The following is a 15,329-nucleotide window of genomic DNA, read 5'->3' as shown; positions in this document are numbered from 1 at the left end:
TTGCCCAGTTCCCGCCATAGATTCACCATTTCGATACGGCCCGCCTGTAGGCTAACCGTGGGACAAGGGAGAAAATGATGCTCGAATGGGCGTCATTCCGTAGCAGACCGGACGTTCGGGAAGCCGATGGCTTCTCCTCCGGCAGCCTCGCCGGCTTCCGGCTTCAGAAGAAGGCCGGGATCGCATTGGCGCTTGGCGGCGGCTGCGCGCGCGGCTGGGCCCATATCGGGGTGCTACGTGCCCTGGACGAGGCCGGGATCGAGATTTCGATGATCGCCGGCACCTCGATCGGCGCTCTTGTCGGCGGCTGCTATCTCGCGGGCAAGCTCGACGAACTGGAGGAATTCGCCCGCGGCCTGACCCGTCGGCGCATGTTCGGCCTGCTCGACTTCCGGCTCGGCGGCAGCGGCCTGCTCGGCGGCATGCGGCTCGACGCCCGGCTGCGCCAGCATCTGGAAGGCGTGCGCCTCGAGGACCTGCTCAAGCCGTTCGTCTGCGTCGCTTCAGAAATCCGCACTGGCCACGAGATCTGGCTGACCGCCGGCTCGCTGATCGCGGCCATGCGCGCTTCCTACGCCCTGCCCGGCGTGTTCGAGCCGGTCAATTGCAATGGCCGCCTGCTGGTCGACGGCGCGCTGGTCAATCCGGTCCCGGTGTCGGTCTGCCGCGCCTACGAGCAGCCGCTGGTGGTCGCGGTCAATCTCAACAACGACAATTTCGGCCGCGCCGCGGTGATCCGGCACAATGCCGGCGAGTTCGTTGCCGAGAAGGATGCACCGCCGCCGGAAGGCACGGACCTGGAGCACCAGGCGCGCGAAACCAAGCTCGGCATTACCGGCGTCATGGTGGAAGCCTTCAACATCATCCAGGACCGCATCTCGCGCGCCCGGCTTGCCGGAGACCCGCCCGACCTCGCGCTGCAACCGAAGCTCGGCCATGTCGGCATGACCGAGTTCCACCGCGCCGACGAAGCCATCCGCATGGGCTATGAGGCAGCGACGGCGCGTATCGGCGAACTGGAGCGCCTGCAGACGGCGCTGGTGTAGAGCAATTCCAGGAAAAGTGTGAAGCGGTTTTCCGTCCTGAATTGCGGAAAACAAAGAGATAGTCAGGCCTGGGCAGCCGCGTCGACGATGCGGAATTGCACGTTGCGGCTGCCGTTCCAGTGGTTCACCGACAACGAACCGGCGACATGCACGATGCCGCCCCTGTTACGGAGCAGGAATTCGCCGAGCGGCGTGCCGGCGGCCCGGAAGGCGATGCCCTGCAACCGGCCCCCCGCCTCGGACGACAGATCGACCCGCACATGATTGGTTCCGACCGGCCGCACATCCGCCAGCCGGTGGCGCGGCAGGACGAACAGCGGTGCGATATGGCCGGCGCCGAACGGCCCCGCCTTCTCCAGCGCGTCCGCCAGATCGAGCGTCGCACCCTCGGCGGCGAGTGCCGCGTCGACCAGCAGGCTTTCTTCATCCTGGAGACGGAAAACGTCGGCCGCGGCGCGTTCCTCGAAGAAGGCGCGCAGGGCGCCGAGCTTGGAACGCTCCACGGTGATGCCGGCCGCCATGGCATGGCCGCCGCCCTTGACGATCAACCCGGCCTCCGTAGCCTCGCGCACCAGCCGTCCGAGATCGAAGCCGGCAACGGAACGGCCAGAACCGGTGCCGACGCCGTTGGCATTGAAGGCGATGGCGAAAGCGGGACGGCGGGCATAGTCCTTCAGGCGCGAGGCGATCAGCCCGACGATGCCGGGATGCCAGTTGGTGCTCGCCGTCACGATCACCGCCGGCCCCGGCCCGCCGGCGAGTTCGGCATCCGCTTCGGCGCGCGCCTCGGCCAGCATCTCCTGCTCCATCGCCTGCCGTTCCTGGTTCAGCCGGTCGAGCGTTTCGGCGATCGCGCGCGCCTCGACAGGATCGTCTGTCGCAAGCAGCCGGCTGCCGAGCGCAGCGTCGCCGATGCGGCCACCGGCATTGATGCGCGGGCCGATCATGAAGGAGAGATGGAAAGCGCCGAGCGGCTCGCCGATGCGCGCGACATTGGCCAGCGCGGCAAGGCCGGGGTTGGACTGCTGGCGCATCACCTGCAAGCCTTTGACCACGAAGGCCCGGTTGACGCCCGTCAGCGGAACGACGTCGCAGACAGTGCCCAGCGCCACCAGATCGAGCAGCGAGAGCAGGTCCGGCGACGGCGTGCCGGGCATGCGGGACCGCAGCACCTTCGCTGTCTGCACCAGCGCCAGGAAGACGACGCCGGCGGCACAGAGATGCCCCTGCCCCGACAGGTCGTCCTGCCGGTTCGGGTTCACTACGGCGACGGCGGAAGCCGGCAGCGCGCCGCCGACCTGATGATGGTCGAGGACGACGACATCGGCGCCGGCCTGCTTCGCTGCGTCGATGGAGGCGGCGCTGTTGGTGCCGCAATCGACGGTGACGATCAGGCTTGCGCCGCGCGAGACCAGTTCGCGCATCGCATCGGGATTCGGCCCGTAGCCCTCGAAAATTCGGTCCGGAATGTAGATTTCGGAGGCTACGTCGAAATGCCCAAGAAATCGCTTGAGCAGCGCCGAGGACGAAGCGCCGTCCACGTCGTAATCGCCGAAGATCGCGACCTTTTCCCGGGCCATGACGGCCTCGGCGAGGCGGGCGGCGGCCTTTTCCATATCGGTCAGCGAGGCCGGATCGGGCAGCAGGTCGCGGATCGTCGGATCGAGGAAGCGGGCTGCCTCGTGCGCCAGCACATCGCGGCCGGCAAGCACGCGCGCCACGATATCGGGCACGCCCTGCCCCTGCGCGATGGCCAATGCCGCCATGTCCTGGCGCTCGCTCAGCCGATGCGCCCAGGCCAAGCCGGTCGCAGAACACCGAACATCGAGAAAGAAACGCTTTTCACCCGCCATTACAGCTGCCGCACGCCTATCCTGCGTGCGGGGCACTATGCGCCGTTCGGCCGAGCGAAATCAAAACTTTTCCAGATCCTGGTGCCGGGCCTTGATCTCGCGCACCGTGCGCGACGACGAGCGCAGCACGATGGTGTGGGTGGTGATGAAGGTGCGGCCGAACTTGACGCCGGCCAGCATGTTGCCGTCGGTGACGCCGGTGGCGGCAAACAGCACGTCGCCGCGCGCCATGTCCTCGGCGCGGTAGATGCGGCGCGGATCGTCCACGCCCATGCGCGCCGCGCGCTCGACCTTCTCCGGCGTGTCGAGGATCAGTCGCCCCTGCATCTGCCCGCCGGTGCAGCGCAGTGCGGCGGCCGCCAGCACGCCCTCAGGCGCGCCGCCGGTGCCGAGATAGATGTCGATGCCGGTCTCGTCCGGATCGGTGGTGTGGATGACGCCGGCGACGTCGCCGTCGCCGATCAGGCGGATCGCGGCGCCCGTGGCGCGCACCGCCTCGATCAGCTTGGCGTGGCGCGGCCGGTCGAGGATGCAGGCGGTGACCTCACCCACCGGCACGCCCTTGGCCTTGGCGACGGCGGCGATGTTGTCTGCCGGCGGCGCATCGATGTCGATGACGCCGGCCGCGTAACCCGGGCCGACGGCGATCTTGTCCATGTAGACGTCAGGCGCGTTGAGCAGGCTGCCCTTCTCGGCCAAGGCGACAACCGCCAGCGCGTTCGGCAGGTTCTTGGCGCAGATCGTCGTGCCTTCCAGCGGGTCGAGTGCGATATCGACGGCCGGTCCCTTGCCGGTGCCGACCTCCTCGCCGATGTAGAGCATCGGCGCCTCGTCGCGTTCGCCCTCGCCGATCACCACCGTGCCGCGGATCGCCAACCGGTTGAGTTCCTGGCGCATGGCGTCGACGGCGACCTGGTCGGCGGCCTTCTCGTCGCCGCGCCCGCGCAGCCGCGCGGCAGCCACCGCCGCGCGCTCGGTGACGCGCACCAGTTCCATGGTCAGCACGCGGTCGAGGCCGGTGGAAAGGGTCTGGGCGATGGTCATGGGCAATATCCTCTGGCTTCCGGCCTGATGTGGGCGCCTTTTGTCAAAGCCGTGCGACAACGGCAAGACCAATCCCGCGCTTTTTCGAAAACGCAGGAATATCAATCGATTGAAAGGCGATCGGCTTAGCCCGCACGCTCGATGCGGATCACCTGCGGCTTGTCGACCAGATGGCCGTCCTTGGTGACGCCGTCGACCGCCTTGCGCACGGCCGCCTCGGTCGTCTCGTGGGTGACGAGGATGACGGTCTTCTTGTCGTCGCCGTTTGCGCCGGCGGCGTGCTGGACGATCGATTCCAGCGAGATGTCGTTGTCGGCCATGCGCCGCGCGACGGCGGCGAAGACGCCGACGCGGTCGTGCACGGTAAGGCGGATGAAGTAACCGCCGGCATGGCTGCGCATCTGCGCTTTCTTGTAGGGCTTCAGCTCCTTCGCCGGGCGGCCGAACACCGGGCCGTGCTGGAAGCCGGGGCGGCTCTTGGCGATATCGGCGATGTCGCCGACGACGGCGGACGCCGTGGCGTTGCCGCCGGCGCCGGGGCCGGACAGCAGCAGTTCGCCAAGAATGTCGGTCTCGATGGCAACGGCGTTGGTGACGCCGTGCACCTGCGCGATCACCGAGGCGGTCGGCACCATGGTCGGGTGGACGCGCTGCTCGATGCCGCTTTCCGTGCGCTGCGCCACGCCCAGCAGTTTTATCCGGTAGCCGAGATCGCTCGCCGCGCGGATATCGGCCTGGGTGATGTTGGAAATGCCTTCCAGATAGATGTCGTTGGCGGCGATCCTGGTGCCGAAAGCAAGGCTGGTCAGGATGGAAAGCTTGTGAGCCGTGTCGTTGCCCTCGATGTCGAAGGTCGGGTCGGCTTCGGCATAGCCCAGCCGCTGCGCGTCCTTCAGGCAGGCCTCGAAGGTCAGGCCCTCGGCCTCCATGCGGGTGAGGATATAGTTGCAGGTGCCGTTGAGGATGCCAAAGACGCGCGACACGGAATTGCCCGCCATCGCTTCGCGCATGGTCTTGATGACCGGGATGCCGCCGGCCACTGCCGCCTCGTAGTTCAGCAGGACGCCCTTCTTCTCGGCGATTTCGGCCAGCGCCACGCCGTGCTTTGCCAGCAGCGCCTTGTTGGCGGTGACGACATGACGACCGGCTTCCAGCGCCGCCTTGACCGCCTCGCGCGGCGCGCCCTCATCGCCGCCCATCAACTCGACGAACACGTCGATGCCGTTCGAGCGGGCGAGTTCGACCGGATCGTCGAACCAGGCGATATCGCCAAGATCGACGCCGCGATCCTTGCCGCGGTCGCGCGCCGAAACCGCGGTCACGGTGATCGGACGGCCGCACTGCCGGGTGAGTTCGGCCGCCTTTTCCACCAGCACCCGCGCCACCGAGGCGCCGACGGTGCCAAGGCCCGCGATCCCAATACGCAAAGCTTCTGTCATGCAAACTGTCCAACAAATTTTATGCTATAAGCGGCTAATTAGCTCTCCACGTCGCCCCAACCCCAATTAGGGTCCAGTACGATGTAGCCTCCGCGTTCTCCGCTAATGTCGATGCCATTGTGGCCGCCGGACAGAGATATGCAGGCTTCTTCTAATTGATAAGAAATATCCTTGGCCTGCGCTGCCGTACATGATCTAAGCGTTACAGAGTAACAAGCACAAGCCTTGCTATCACACCATATCGTTTCGATAAGGGTTCGTAGTCCCGCCTCCACACCAAGAACCATGGCCGCCATGATATCATATTCGGCGGCCTTGCCGTAGCGACTGCTGACTTGCACGCCATCAACGTCAAGGCACTTTATGGAGGTAGTGGCAACTTTCTCATCGTCGCCATGCCACCTTCTAGACGCTGCGGCGATCACTTCAGGCTCAAAGCGAGGAACCTTAGGGTTCATGGCAGGCTCCGCGAATCATAACGCCAAACAATACCGCTAGCCGCAGCTCTGGCAAACATGTGGCCCTTATTTTGAAATTAGTCAGCGATGCGCCGCGAGCGGAACAACATTGTTCGGCTGCTTGGCACTGGATGCCAGGAACTTCTTGATGTTGCGCGCGGCCTGGCGGATCCGGTGCTCGTTCTCGACCAGGGCGACGCGCACATAATCGTCGCCGTGCTCGCCGAAGCCCACGCCGGGCGCCACCGCCACGTCGGCATGCTCGATCAACAGCTTGGAGAATTCCAGCGAACCCAGATGCCGGAACTGTTCGGGGATCGGCGCCCAGGCGAACATAGAGGCCGCCGGCGCAGGTATCGTCCAGCCGGCACGGCCGAACGCGTCCACCATCACGTCGCGGCGCTTGTGGTAGATGTCGCGCACTTCGGCGATGTCGGCACCGTCGCCGTTCAACGCGGCGGTCGCGGCAACCTGGATCGGCGTGAAGGCGCCGTAATCGAGATAGGATTTCACGCGCGTCAGCGCCGAGATAAGCCGCTCGTTGCCGACCGCGAAGCCCATGCGCCAGCCGGGCATGGAAAAGGTCTTCGACATCGAGGTGAACTCGACGGTCACATCCATCGCGCCCGGCACCTGCAGCACCGAAGGCGGCGGATTCCCGTCGAAATAGATCTCGGAATAAGCGAGGTCCGACAGGATTATGATGTCGTTCTTGCGGGCGAAAGCGACGACGTCCTTGTAGAAATCCAGCGAGGCGACAAGCGCCGTCGGGTTGGACGGATAGTTCAGGATGAGCGCCAGCGGCTTCGGGATGGAATGCCGCACCCCGTGCTCCAGCGCCGGGATGAAGCCGTCGTCCGGCTCGACCTTCATCGAGCGGATGACGCCGCCCGACATGATGAAGCCGAAGGCGTGGATCGGATAGGTCGGATTGGGGCACAGCACCACATCGCCGGGCGCGGTGATCGCCTGCGCCATGTTGGCGAAGCCTTCCTTCGAGCCAAGCGTGGCGACCACCTGCGTATCGGGATCGAGCTTCACGCCGAAACGGCGAGCGTAATAGGCGGCCTGGGCGCGGCGCAGGCCCGGAATGCCGCGCGAGGAGGAATAGCGATGCGTGCGCGGATCGCGCACCACCTCGACCAGCTTATCGACGATCGCCTTCGGCGTCGGCAGGTCGGGATTGCCCATGCCGAGGTCGATGATGTCGGCGCCGCGCGAGCGCGCGCTGGCCTTCAGCCGGTTGACCTGCTCGAAGACGTAAGGCGGCAGCCGGCGGACCTTGTGAAACTCTTCCATGTCAGTTTCCGGTCGAAGGAGGGATTGGGCGCGCGATATACACTTATTTGCAGGTAGGGTCGAGGGCGGGGTCGCACTTGCCTTCGATCTGCTTCAACGTGTCCGAGGCGTGCGTTTTGGCCAGCCTGTCGAGCTCGGCCGAATCGGGCGTGCCGGCCGTGCTGCCCGCGGCTGCGTTGGCCGCGGCCTGATCCGCCTGCAGCGCCGCCAGCTTGGCGTTCTTGTCGGCGTCGGTGAACTGCTCGGCCGCCTGCTGGGGAGGAATGTTGAGATTGGGGTAACTGCCGGTGTCCTTCGGCCCGGTTACCGTCGCCGACTGGGGGGCCGCGTCCTCGATGCCGGTACTGGTGCAGCCGGCCGCTGCCGCAAGCAGGGCGACCGCGGCAAGGCTGCGGCAAAACGATCCAAGGACGAAGATGGCAGGCTGGCCGGCGCGATTTCTCATTGTCTTGCCCCGAAAGTCGGACTGGCCGCTGTTGATCGGCATTGGACCGTATCCGACGTCTCATGATAATGTGTCAAGAAAACGCTTCAGGGAGGAGCCGCGTCCATCATGCCAAGCACAGCCGGATCCGGCAAAGACGCCGGCAAGACCGAGGCTCCGGACACCCCATCCGTCGAGCAATATCTGGTCAAGGATCCGGAGCGGTTCGCGCTCAACATCGCGCGCATGATCGAACAGGCCGGCAAGGCCGCCTCTGCCTGGGCCGAGCCGCGCGAGAAGGGCGAACGCAGCGACCATGTCGCCGAGCCAGCCGCCGACATGGTGCGGACCTTTTCCAAGCTGACCGAATACTGGCTGTCCGACCCCTCGCGCGCGCTGGAGGCGCAGACGCGGCTGTTTTCCGGCTATATGCAGGTTTGGGCCAACGCCATCGACCGCGTCAGCGGCGGCGCCGAGGTCGAAGACGTGGTGAAACCCGAAAAGGGCGACAAGCGATTCCTCGACCCCGAATGGGGCAAGAACGCCTTCTTCGACTTCCTCAAGCAGGCCTATCTGGTCACCGCGCGCTGGGCGGCCGATCTCGCCGAACATGCCGATGAAATGGACGAGCACACCCGCCACAAGGCGACCTTCTACGTCAAGCAGGTCACCAACGCGATCTCGCCGTCCAACTTCGTCCTGACCAACCCCGAACTGTTCCGCGAGACAATCGCCTCGAACGGCGAGAACCTTGTGCGCGGCATGAAGATGCTGGCCGAGGACATCACCGCCGGCAAAGGCGACCTGAAACTCAGGCAGGCCGACAACACGCGCTTCGAGATCGGCAAGAACATCGCCGTCTCACCCGGCAAGGTGATCGGCCGCAGCGACATCGCCGAGATCATCCAGTACACGCCGACCACCGAAACGGTGCTGAAGCGACCGCTGCTGATCTGCCCGCCGTGGATCAACAAGTTCTACATCCTCGACCTCAACCCGGAGAAATCCTTCATTCGCTGGGCCGTCGAGCAGGGCCACAGCGTGTTCGTCATCTCCTGGGTCAATCCGGACGAACGGCACGGCGGCAAGACCTGGGAAGCCTATACGCGCGAAGGCATCCAGTTCGGGCTGGACATGATCGAGAAGGCCACCGGCGAGCGTGAGGTGAATGCCATCGGCTACTGCGTCGGCGGCACGCTGCTCGCCGCGGCACTCGCCCTCCTGGCGCAGGAAGGCGACGACCGCATCCGCTCCGTCACCTTCTTCGCCACCCAGGTCGATTTCACCTATGCGGGCGACCTCAAGGTGTTCGTCGACGAGGAACAGATCGCCGCCCTCGAACTGGCGATGAACGAGCGCGGCTACCTCGAAGGCACCAAGATGGCGACCGCCTTCAACATGCTGCGCTCGGGCGACCTGATCTGGCCCTACGTCGTCAACAACTATATGCGCGGCAAGGAGCCCCTGCCCTTCGACCTGCTCTATTGGAACGCCGATTCCACCCGCATGGCGGCCGCCAACCACTCCTTCTACCTGCGCAACTGCTATCTGGAGAACAACCTGTCGGCCGGGCGCATGGAACTGGCGGGCCGCACGTTGTCGCTCTCCGACATCACCATCCCCGTCTACAATCTCGCCACCAAGGAAGACCACATCGCACCGGCCAAATCGGCCTTCGAGGGCAGCCGCTATTTCGGCGGCGAGGTCGAATACGTCCTTTCCGGCTCCGGCCACATCGCCGGCGTCGTCAACCCGCCTTCGCTGAAGAAATACCAGTACTGGACCGGCGGCAAGGCTGTCGGCTCGCTGGCAGACTGGCTATCCGCTGCCCATGAACATGCCGGCTCCTGGTGGCCGCATTGGCAGCGCTGGATCGAGGATCAGGACGCCACGCGTGTGCCGGCACGCCAGCCCGGCGCCAAGACGCTGGGCGACGCACCCGGCAGCTATGTCAAGGTGCGCGTGTAACACGCTGTAATGTGTGGTGAGTTGACGGCGTCCGTAAAGCGGGCGAAATGGTCACGGTCAAGCATGAAATTGACTCTATCTGCTTGCTGCTGACGTTTTTCGTCGAGGCTGGCGGATTTGATACATATCTCGTTTCCGATCGCGGAAACACGACCATGCGGAAGCCGCCATGCAAACGGCGCGCTGCTGGTCATCCGAGGCGGATAGCGAGGGGGAAACGCATTGAATTCAACGGGATCGCGTCTCGCACGAGAAGGACGCCGCGCTGTCTTGGCGGCTCTTTTATCCGTGCTCGCCGCTTCCTGTACCGCCGTCAACGACCCGTCGCTGTCGGTGGGCATGCCGGGCTACAATGCGACAGCCGGCGATATCGCGGCCGCATCAGCCCAGCCGGAAGCGGGCGAATCGACGGCGTCCAGTGGCCCGCAGGCGCTGATGAGCGCCGAAGGCGACACCGCCCTGCCCGAGCAGATCGCCTATTTCCCGACGCAGAAACCCGGCACGCCGGCCGAGCTCGCCATTCCCGCGCCGGTCGAGGCGCAATCCATCGCCGGCACCACGCCGCAGCCGCTGGTGCCGCCGGCGCAAAGCGCCGAAGAGACCACCGCCGGGGCGCAGAAGGTTGCCGCCGGCGACATCGAAGCATCGGCGACAAAACGGGCCGAGCAGGCGACCGCCCCGGCTGAAACGGCTACCGACAACGCGGTTTACGTGACGGCCGGCGAGATGCCGGCCGCAGAGCCGGTGAAACCGAAGAAAACCTTCCTCGCCGCGTTCTTTGGCTCGTCGCCGGCGAAGGCAAAGCCGACACCGACACCGATCGTTCCGGCGCCGGCACGCCAGCCGCAGCCGATCATCGAGCCAGACGCCGCGCGCCAGGCGGTGACGCCGATCGTCCAGCTCGCCTCCACCGGCGGGGATACCAAGCCGCTCGTCTCGCTCGGTTCCGAGAACGCCCTGCCCGGCGTGCGCCAGACGGCGCTGTTCGAGATCCGGCGCCGGTCGGGCATCGACGACGACAGCGACGTCGATCTCAACGAAGACGAAGGCGGCCCCTACCAGGTCGCGTCCGCCGCCGGCATGGCGCGGCTCGCGCCCAATGGCCTGCTCAAGCAGACCGAAGGCGTCGACGTCGCCTGCCTGAAACCCTCGCTGGTCCGGGTGCTGAAGACCATCGAGGGGCATTACGGACGCAAGATGATCGTCACTTCCGGCTATCGCGATCCGAATCGCAACCGCCGGGCACGCGGCGCCAAGAATTCGCTGCATATGTACTGCGCGGCGGCCGACATCCAGATTCCCGGCGTCAGCAAATGGGATCTGGCGAACTACGTACGTTCGATGCCCGGCCGCGGCGGGGTCGGTACCTATTGCCACACCGAATCCGTGCATGTCGACGTCGGCCCGGAACGCGACTGGAACTGGCGCTGCCGCCGGCGCAAATAACAGCGAAAAAGTTCGTCATAAGCGCGCTGCACGGGGTTGCCCGCCGCGTTCAACGCAACTATAAGCGCGCTTGGCTGCGCCCATCGTCTAGCGGTCAGGACACCGCCCTTTCACGGCGGTAACAGGGGTTCGATTCCCCTTGGGCGTACCAACCTCCAACAAAAGCGAGAACTGCCGGGGGATTGTTGCCGGCTCCGTTCGATGCAGCACGCGCCAGAGCGGCTTTCGAGCCCCTAATGCGGATTTCCTTCCCCTTACGGTAACCTGCTGGACGACAAGGCGAGCATAGACTTGCTTCAGCTCGGGTGAGCCGTTGTACAGTTTATCCCGCTGAAGGTTCGACAACCTGTCAATCTTCTCCGGGGTTATCGATGCATCGCCGCTGCTGGCGCGTTTGCTCAGACCAGCGATCTCGGCCGTCAATTCGTCACGCTGGAGTTCCAGACCAACCAAGCGCTCCCGCAGGTTCGGGTCGTCCGGGTCCATCAGACTTTTCTCCACCAACGCGAGCAGACCCTTTTCGCGATCTGCCGCCTCCTCCAGAAGTTCGACCAGCTTGTCGAGTTCCGCGAACTCGGCCTCAGGCAGGTCGGCCCCGGCCGCAATCTTTCGCGCCTGCGCCGCCATCAAAGTCATGCCGGTGGTGATCCGCTGGTTGAAGCGCTTGTGAAGGTAGAACAGCGCCTTCTCGACTTTCCCGGCAGTGACCACTTCACGGAGGGAAGTCATCGACGCCACATCCTCGCCGGTTTCGACCAGCGCCGAGATCAGCATCACGATGCCGTGGCGATATTGTGCGACGGTGGCTGGCTTGAGGCGCTGGCGGGATTGGCTGGCGAAGATGGAAGGCTCGGACAGATGGGCCAGAAATGCCCTGATGTCGGCCTGCATGCTCTCAGGCAATGTGGCCGGATCGATCCAGTACGATGTCCTTTTCGGCGCAGGAGATGTCAGAGACTGGAGGGCGGGATGCGGAATCCGGGAAACGATGCGGTTTCATACGCGGATCGTTTTGCGCACGACCTCATCCCAGACCGCGACCATTGTTTCGTCGTGGAGATACGTGGCGAAGCGTTCGACATGATCGTTGCCGACCTCGGAGAGCTTCCATCCGGCGGCGAAGGCAAAACGCAGAAACCGTGAGAGGTCTCGCTGCTCTCCGGCCGCAAGCCGCTCATGCAGCTTCAGCCATTCCCCCTCCAGACGAACCGTCCGGGTCGAGATCAGGTGAGGGTTAGCGAGCTTGAAGGCGGCGCGCAAGCGCGATTTGAGATTGGCAAAGCCGCCGACCGACAGGCCTGCCATCGCCGGGGAATACCGCTCGATGGCGGTAAGGAGTTTGGCAGGGTTGGCCGTGAGGTCGAGCATGCCGCGCCCGACGAGACCATCGACCCGCTTGATCGCCGACCTGATCTCTGCCTTCCTCGTTGCGGGAAGCTCGCAGTCGCCAATGAACGCATGGAGATCACGCAGGGTCGAGATTTCTTTCGTGATTTTCAGGCACTTGTCGTCATCACTGTTATTCGTCCCTGGCCAGATGTTATTTTTTGTTAATATCCCTGTCAATATTACCATTCTTGAAGTAATTTTAGGTATTAACAATGATAACCATTGATAATTACTGAGACAGAGATTTGATGAGTTCCGCCTTATCGATCCGAATCTGGTGGCCGGCACGATAGGTGCGCAGGAACCCAGCCTTGAGCCAGCGGCGCACGGTAAGCGGGGAAACCACGGCAAACGCTGCGGCCTCCTTGACCGTCAGCAGTTTGGTTGGGCTCGAGACCAGCTCATTGTCAGCCGCGGTCGCGGCATCAGCCGGTGATTTCCTGGGAAGCTTGATGAGCATTGCCGTTCTCCTGTTTATGCGGGCCCGGCGGGTTGCACAGACAGAGGATCGTCAATCACCAAGAGGCGGTTGGATCACCCATCATGCGCAGCCGTTGGCGCGGGCGATCAACAACAATCATCAGGAAATCAGAAAAGGGAACAAGCCAATTTGAAAATGGTACGCCCCGGCAACCGGCTTGGTCACTGCGGGTGACCTCGAATACGGCAAATCCCTTAGTCCACCGGCCGCTCTCGAGACTCGCCGAATCGCGAATTCAGGGCGAAAAAAACATCACCTTGACGAAGAGGACGAACGTCACCGCACAGGATGCGGTGGCCAGCCATAATAGCTGCCTTACTCTGCGGTGCAGATCACCCCAAAGATCGCCAGCTTGCTGAGGCACCGTCGCTTGTCGCTTGAAGACATAGGCGGGCCCTACTCATTGACGCTATGCTAGCCCGCAACAGCTTCCGGTTAAGTGCAGGAGACGATGCCCGATCTCAGCCGGCATTCCGAAAAAGCTGGTTTTCGTATGCCGTTCTTTGATCGCCTGACGACAGTCTATCAAGATGTTTGAGCGCGCGAGCTTTTTGCGAACTGTTGGGCCTTCACAGGATCGAACAATTCGACCACATCCACGTCCAGAGCTTTGGCTAACCTGGCAAGGGCCAGAATAGACGGATTGCGCAGGCCGCGCTCGACACCGCTAACATAACCTCGGCCAAACCCGCTGTCCGTCGCGAACTCCTCCTGTGTGAAGTTTCGCTCCTTGCGCAGGCGTCGCAAATTCCAGCCGATGCGATCGCGGATGTCCATCACGCGGCACGATCAGCTGATGCGACTGATCCGCCCACGACTTATAAGACTCGTTTTTCTGGACTTGCCGATCCAGATCGCACAAATGGGCGACATGGGCAGATCTCGCGCAACTCCGGTTCTGGTTGGCAACGACAATCGACGCAGTCATCTCGAACACATCGGCTGTTCGATGAAGACTGGCTCAGGAACTGATCCACAACCATCCGTCCACTCTGCCGATCTCGGAGATCGAATCGGGATTCGGCAACCTGATCGCCGTGGCGCGTGAAGTGCCATGCAGACACGGGTTCATCGACAATCTCTGTGTCACGGCATCCGGCGACATTGTCGTCATCGAAACCAGGCTTTGGCGTAACCCCCAAATGCGGCGTGAGGTGGTGGCTCAACTGATACGGGCCGAAACGGAAATCCTGGGCAATCTGCTTCAAAGCCACGCAGGGTCGCGTTTCACTTTCGCGCTCGTTGAACTCGCGGCATGGACGACGCCTTCAGGCGACATCTTGGTCGTTCCCGACACTCTGGCGAAAACTGTGATGATCGAACGGGGCATTGTCTGCGTCGAGAACGGCGAGCCGGTCGTCCGCCCTGTTCCTGCAACGCTTCAGTCGGGCCCGTAATCGATCAGTTCGGCGGATTTCTGGGAGAAGATGGCCGAGCGCAATCCTGCACTACCGAACGCCATCCGCCGCTTCACGAAAGCATTCGAACCTCTCGCACCCCGCTATGTGTTCCTGAGCGAGCGCGGCGTCCTTATCTCGAAACGCTAGCCGACCTCGTCGGCGGGACCGTTCGGTTGGCCTCTGGTTTTGGCACTTACGTCGGCATCGGTGGCAAAGAGGCACCGAGAATAGAGCAATTGCTGCCTCGGCATCATGATGCGTTCGTTTCGGCGATCGAGACGATGTTGCGAACCCTCAACAGCGAAGACGCATGATGTTCGACGGTGAAGTCTAGCCGCTTTACGCTACCGAACACTCCCCGTCGCGACCGAATACACCTGGCCACGCGGGATAGTGCGCTCGCCGACAAGCACCGTGCTTACGTGGTGGAAATAGCCTTGTCGACCAATGCCATCAGCGCGGCCTCCGTCTTCGAAAGACCGTTGCCGCTGACCACCGCGCCATATTTCACCAGCGCTGCCCTCAGTCGCTTGTGGTCCTTCAATGTAAGATAAAGCTGGACGACCAGCGCATCTTCGACCGGTGTTTCGCCACGCAGCAAAACCTCCAGGTCATGAGAGGTGTTCTGCTCTGCCAATTCCAACAGAAATTCCGCGTTCTCGTCTGTCAGATAGCGGCCGACGATCTGCAGTTTCGACCAGCCCTATGAAGTAGAGGCGATTCTCGTCTACCCTCAGTTCGGTGAATTGTCGGTCGATGCGTGCCAGGGCATAAGCCTTGCGACGGCTGATTCCGAGGCTCTCGGCAACTTTGAGGAATATTTCAGGATCATCATCCTGGAGTTTCCGCAGCGCTTTCGCCGCTCGCAAGAAATTGTCGCCGATGAAGGAGGCGGCGATTCGACCTTCTTCTACAGCAAGATATCAGAGGTAGCCATGTCAGGACTCCGATTATATGTTTCACATAATCGATCATGACAATTTATCTAATAAAAACAAATAGATAATTCATATTAAACGCCGGTGGCGCAGAACGGACTGGCCTGCCCCCCTAGACGAGCGACGTTTGAAGAAGCGGTGAAG

Annotated in this window: 15 protein-coding genes and 1 tRNA gene; 6 read left to right on the top strand and 10 right to left on the bottom strand. The window is 63.2% G+C overall.

The window, feature by feature from the left end; genetic code table 11:
* Positions 1-77 precede the first annotated feature (77 nt).
* Positions 78-1,046, top strand: a complete 969-nt coding sequence (locus tag FGU64_RS02155) for a patatin-like phospholipase family protein (RefSeq protein ID WP_139955235.1) — start codon at positions 78-80, stop codon at positions 1,044-1,046.
* A 62-nt stretch (positions 1,047-1,108) separates the two neighbouring features.
* Here FGU64_RS02155 and recJ read toward each other — a convergent pair whose 3' ends face one another.
* The 6 genes from recJ to FGU64_RS02125 form a co-directional block, all read right to left on the bottom strand.
* The gene (gene recJ / locus FGU64_RS02150; RefSeq protein WP_139950691.1) at positions 1,109-2,899 is read right to left on the bottom strand and encodes a single-stranded-DNA-specific exonuclease RecJ; all 1,791 of its coding nucleotides are present in this window, start codon (positions 2,897-2,899) and stop codon (positions 1,109-1,111) included.
* Between the two features lie 60 nt (positions 2,900-2,959).
* Positions 2,960-3,943 (bottom strand): class II fructose-bisphosphatase, encoded by a 984-nt coding sequence (gene glpX / locus FGU64_RS02145; protein ID WP_139950690.1) that lies wholly within the window; start codon positions 3,941-3,943, stop codon positions 2,960-2,962.
* Positions 3,944-4,068: 125 nt separating this feature from the next.
* A complete protein-coding gene (locus FGU64_RS02140) occupies positions 4,069-5,382 on the bottom strand; it encodes a homoserine dehydrogenase (protein WP_139950689.1) in 1,314 nt (437 codons plus the stop codon).
* 38 nt (positions 5,383-5,420) lie between these two features.
* Positions 5,421-5,840, bottom strand: coding sequence for a hypothetical protein (locus tag FGU64_RS02135; RefSeq protein WP_139950688.1), 420 nt, complete (start codon positions 5,838-5,840; stop codon positions 5,421-5,423).
* Between the two features lie 81 nt (positions 5,841-5,921).
* A complete protein-coding gene (locus FGU64_RS02130; RefSeq protein WP_139950687.1) occupies positions 5,922-7,139 on the bottom strand; it encodes an LL-diaminopimelate aminotransferase in 1,218 nt (405 codons plus the stop codon).
* A gap of 43 nt (positions 7,140-7,182) precedes the next feature.
* Complete coding sequence (locus FGU64_RS02125; protein ID WP_246671217.1) at positions 7,183-7,626, bottom strand: hypothetical protein; 444 nt, start codon at positions 7,624-7,626, stop codon at positions 7,183-7,185.
* Between the two features lie 66 nt (positions 7,627-7,692).
* On the opposite strand from FGU64_RS02125, the gene phaC reads away from it, so the two are divergent.
* From phaC to FGU64_RS02110, 3 genes are all read left to right on the top strand, one after another.
* Positions 7,693-9,531 (top strand): class I poly(R)-hydroxyalkanoic acid synthase, encoded by a 1,839-nt coding sequence (gene phaC, locus FGU64_RS02120; protein WP_136355591.1) that lies wholly within the window; start codon positions 7,693-7,695, stop codon positions 9,529-9,531.
* Positions 9,532-9,801: 270 nt separating this feature from the next.
* A complete protein-coding gene (locus FGU64_RS02115) occupies positions 9,802-10,977 on the top strand; it encodes a YcbK family protein (protein ID WP_246671216.1) in 1,176 nt (391 codons plus the stop codon).
* A 76-nt stretch (positions 10,978-11,053) separates the two neighbouring features.
* A tRNA-Glu gene (locus FGU64_RS02110) sits at positions 11,054-11,128 on the top strand.
* An 845-nt stretch (positions 11,129-11,973) separates the two neighbouring features.
* On the opposite strand, the gene FGU64_RS02105 is transcribed toward FGU64_RS02110, so the two are convergent.
* Together FGU64_RS02105 and FGU64_RS02100 are read right to left on the bottom strand one after the other, a co-directional pair.
* Positions 11,974-12,552, bottom strand: a complete 579-nt coding sequence (locus FGU64_RS02105; RefSeq protein WP_139950686.1) for a hypothetical protein — start codon at positions 12,550-12,552, stop codon at positions 11,974-11,976.
* A 43-nt stretch (positions 12,553-12,595) separates the two neighbouring features.
* Positions 12,596-12,826, bottom strand: coding sequence for a helix-turn-helix domain-containing protein (locus tag FGU64_RS02100; protein WP_139950685.1), 231 nt, complete (start codon positions 12,824-12,826; stop codon positions 12,596-12,598).
* On the opposite strand from FGU64_RS02100, the gene FGU64_RS23180 reads away from it, so the two are divergent.
* Positions 12,819-12,980: a hypothetical protein gene (locus FGU64_RS23180; protein ID WP_180375614.1), complete on the top strand. Its 162-nt coding sequence runs from the start codon at positions 12,819-12,821 to the stop codon at positions 12,978-12,980. The genes FGU64_RS02100 and FGU64_RS23180 overlap by 8 nt on opposite strands.
* 392 nt (positions 12,981-13,372) lie before the next feature.
* Here FGU64_RS23180 and FGU64_RS02095 read toward each other — a convergent pair whose 3' ends face one another.
* Complete coding sequence (locus FGU64_RS02095; RefSeq protein ID WP_139955232.1) at positions 13,373-13,624, bottom strand: helix-turn-helix transcriptional regulator; 252 nt, start codon at positions 13,622-13,624, stop codon at positions 13,373-13,375.
* A 260-nt stretch (positions 13,625-13,884) separates the two neighbouring features.
* On the opposite strand from FGU64_RS02095, the gene FGU64_RS02090 reads away from it, so the two are divergent.
* Complete coding sequence (locus tag FGU64_RS02090; RefSeq protein WP_139950684.1) at positions 13,885-14,244, top strand: hypothetical protein; 360 nt, start codon at positions 13,885-13,887, stop codon at positions 14,242-14,244.
* A gap of 421 nt (positions 14,245-14,665) precedes the next feature.
* Here FGU64_RS02090 and FGU64_RS02085 read toward each other — a convergent pair whose 3' ends face one another.
* On the bottom strand, positions 14,666-14,890 hold the full coding sequence (locus FGU64_RS02085) for a hypothetical protein (protein WP_139950683.1): 225 nt from the start codon (positions 14,888-14,890) through the stop codon (positions 14,666-14,668).
* Between the last annotated feature and the right edge of the window lie 439 nt (positions 14,891-15,329).

The organism is Mesorhizobium sp. 8 (assembly GCF_006351905.1).
Lineage (GTDB): Bacteria > Pseudomonadota > Alphaproteobacteria > Rhizobiales > Rhizobiaceae > Mesorhizobium > Mesorhizobium composti.
This window is presented reverse-complemented; position numbering and strand designations above follow the sequence as displayed.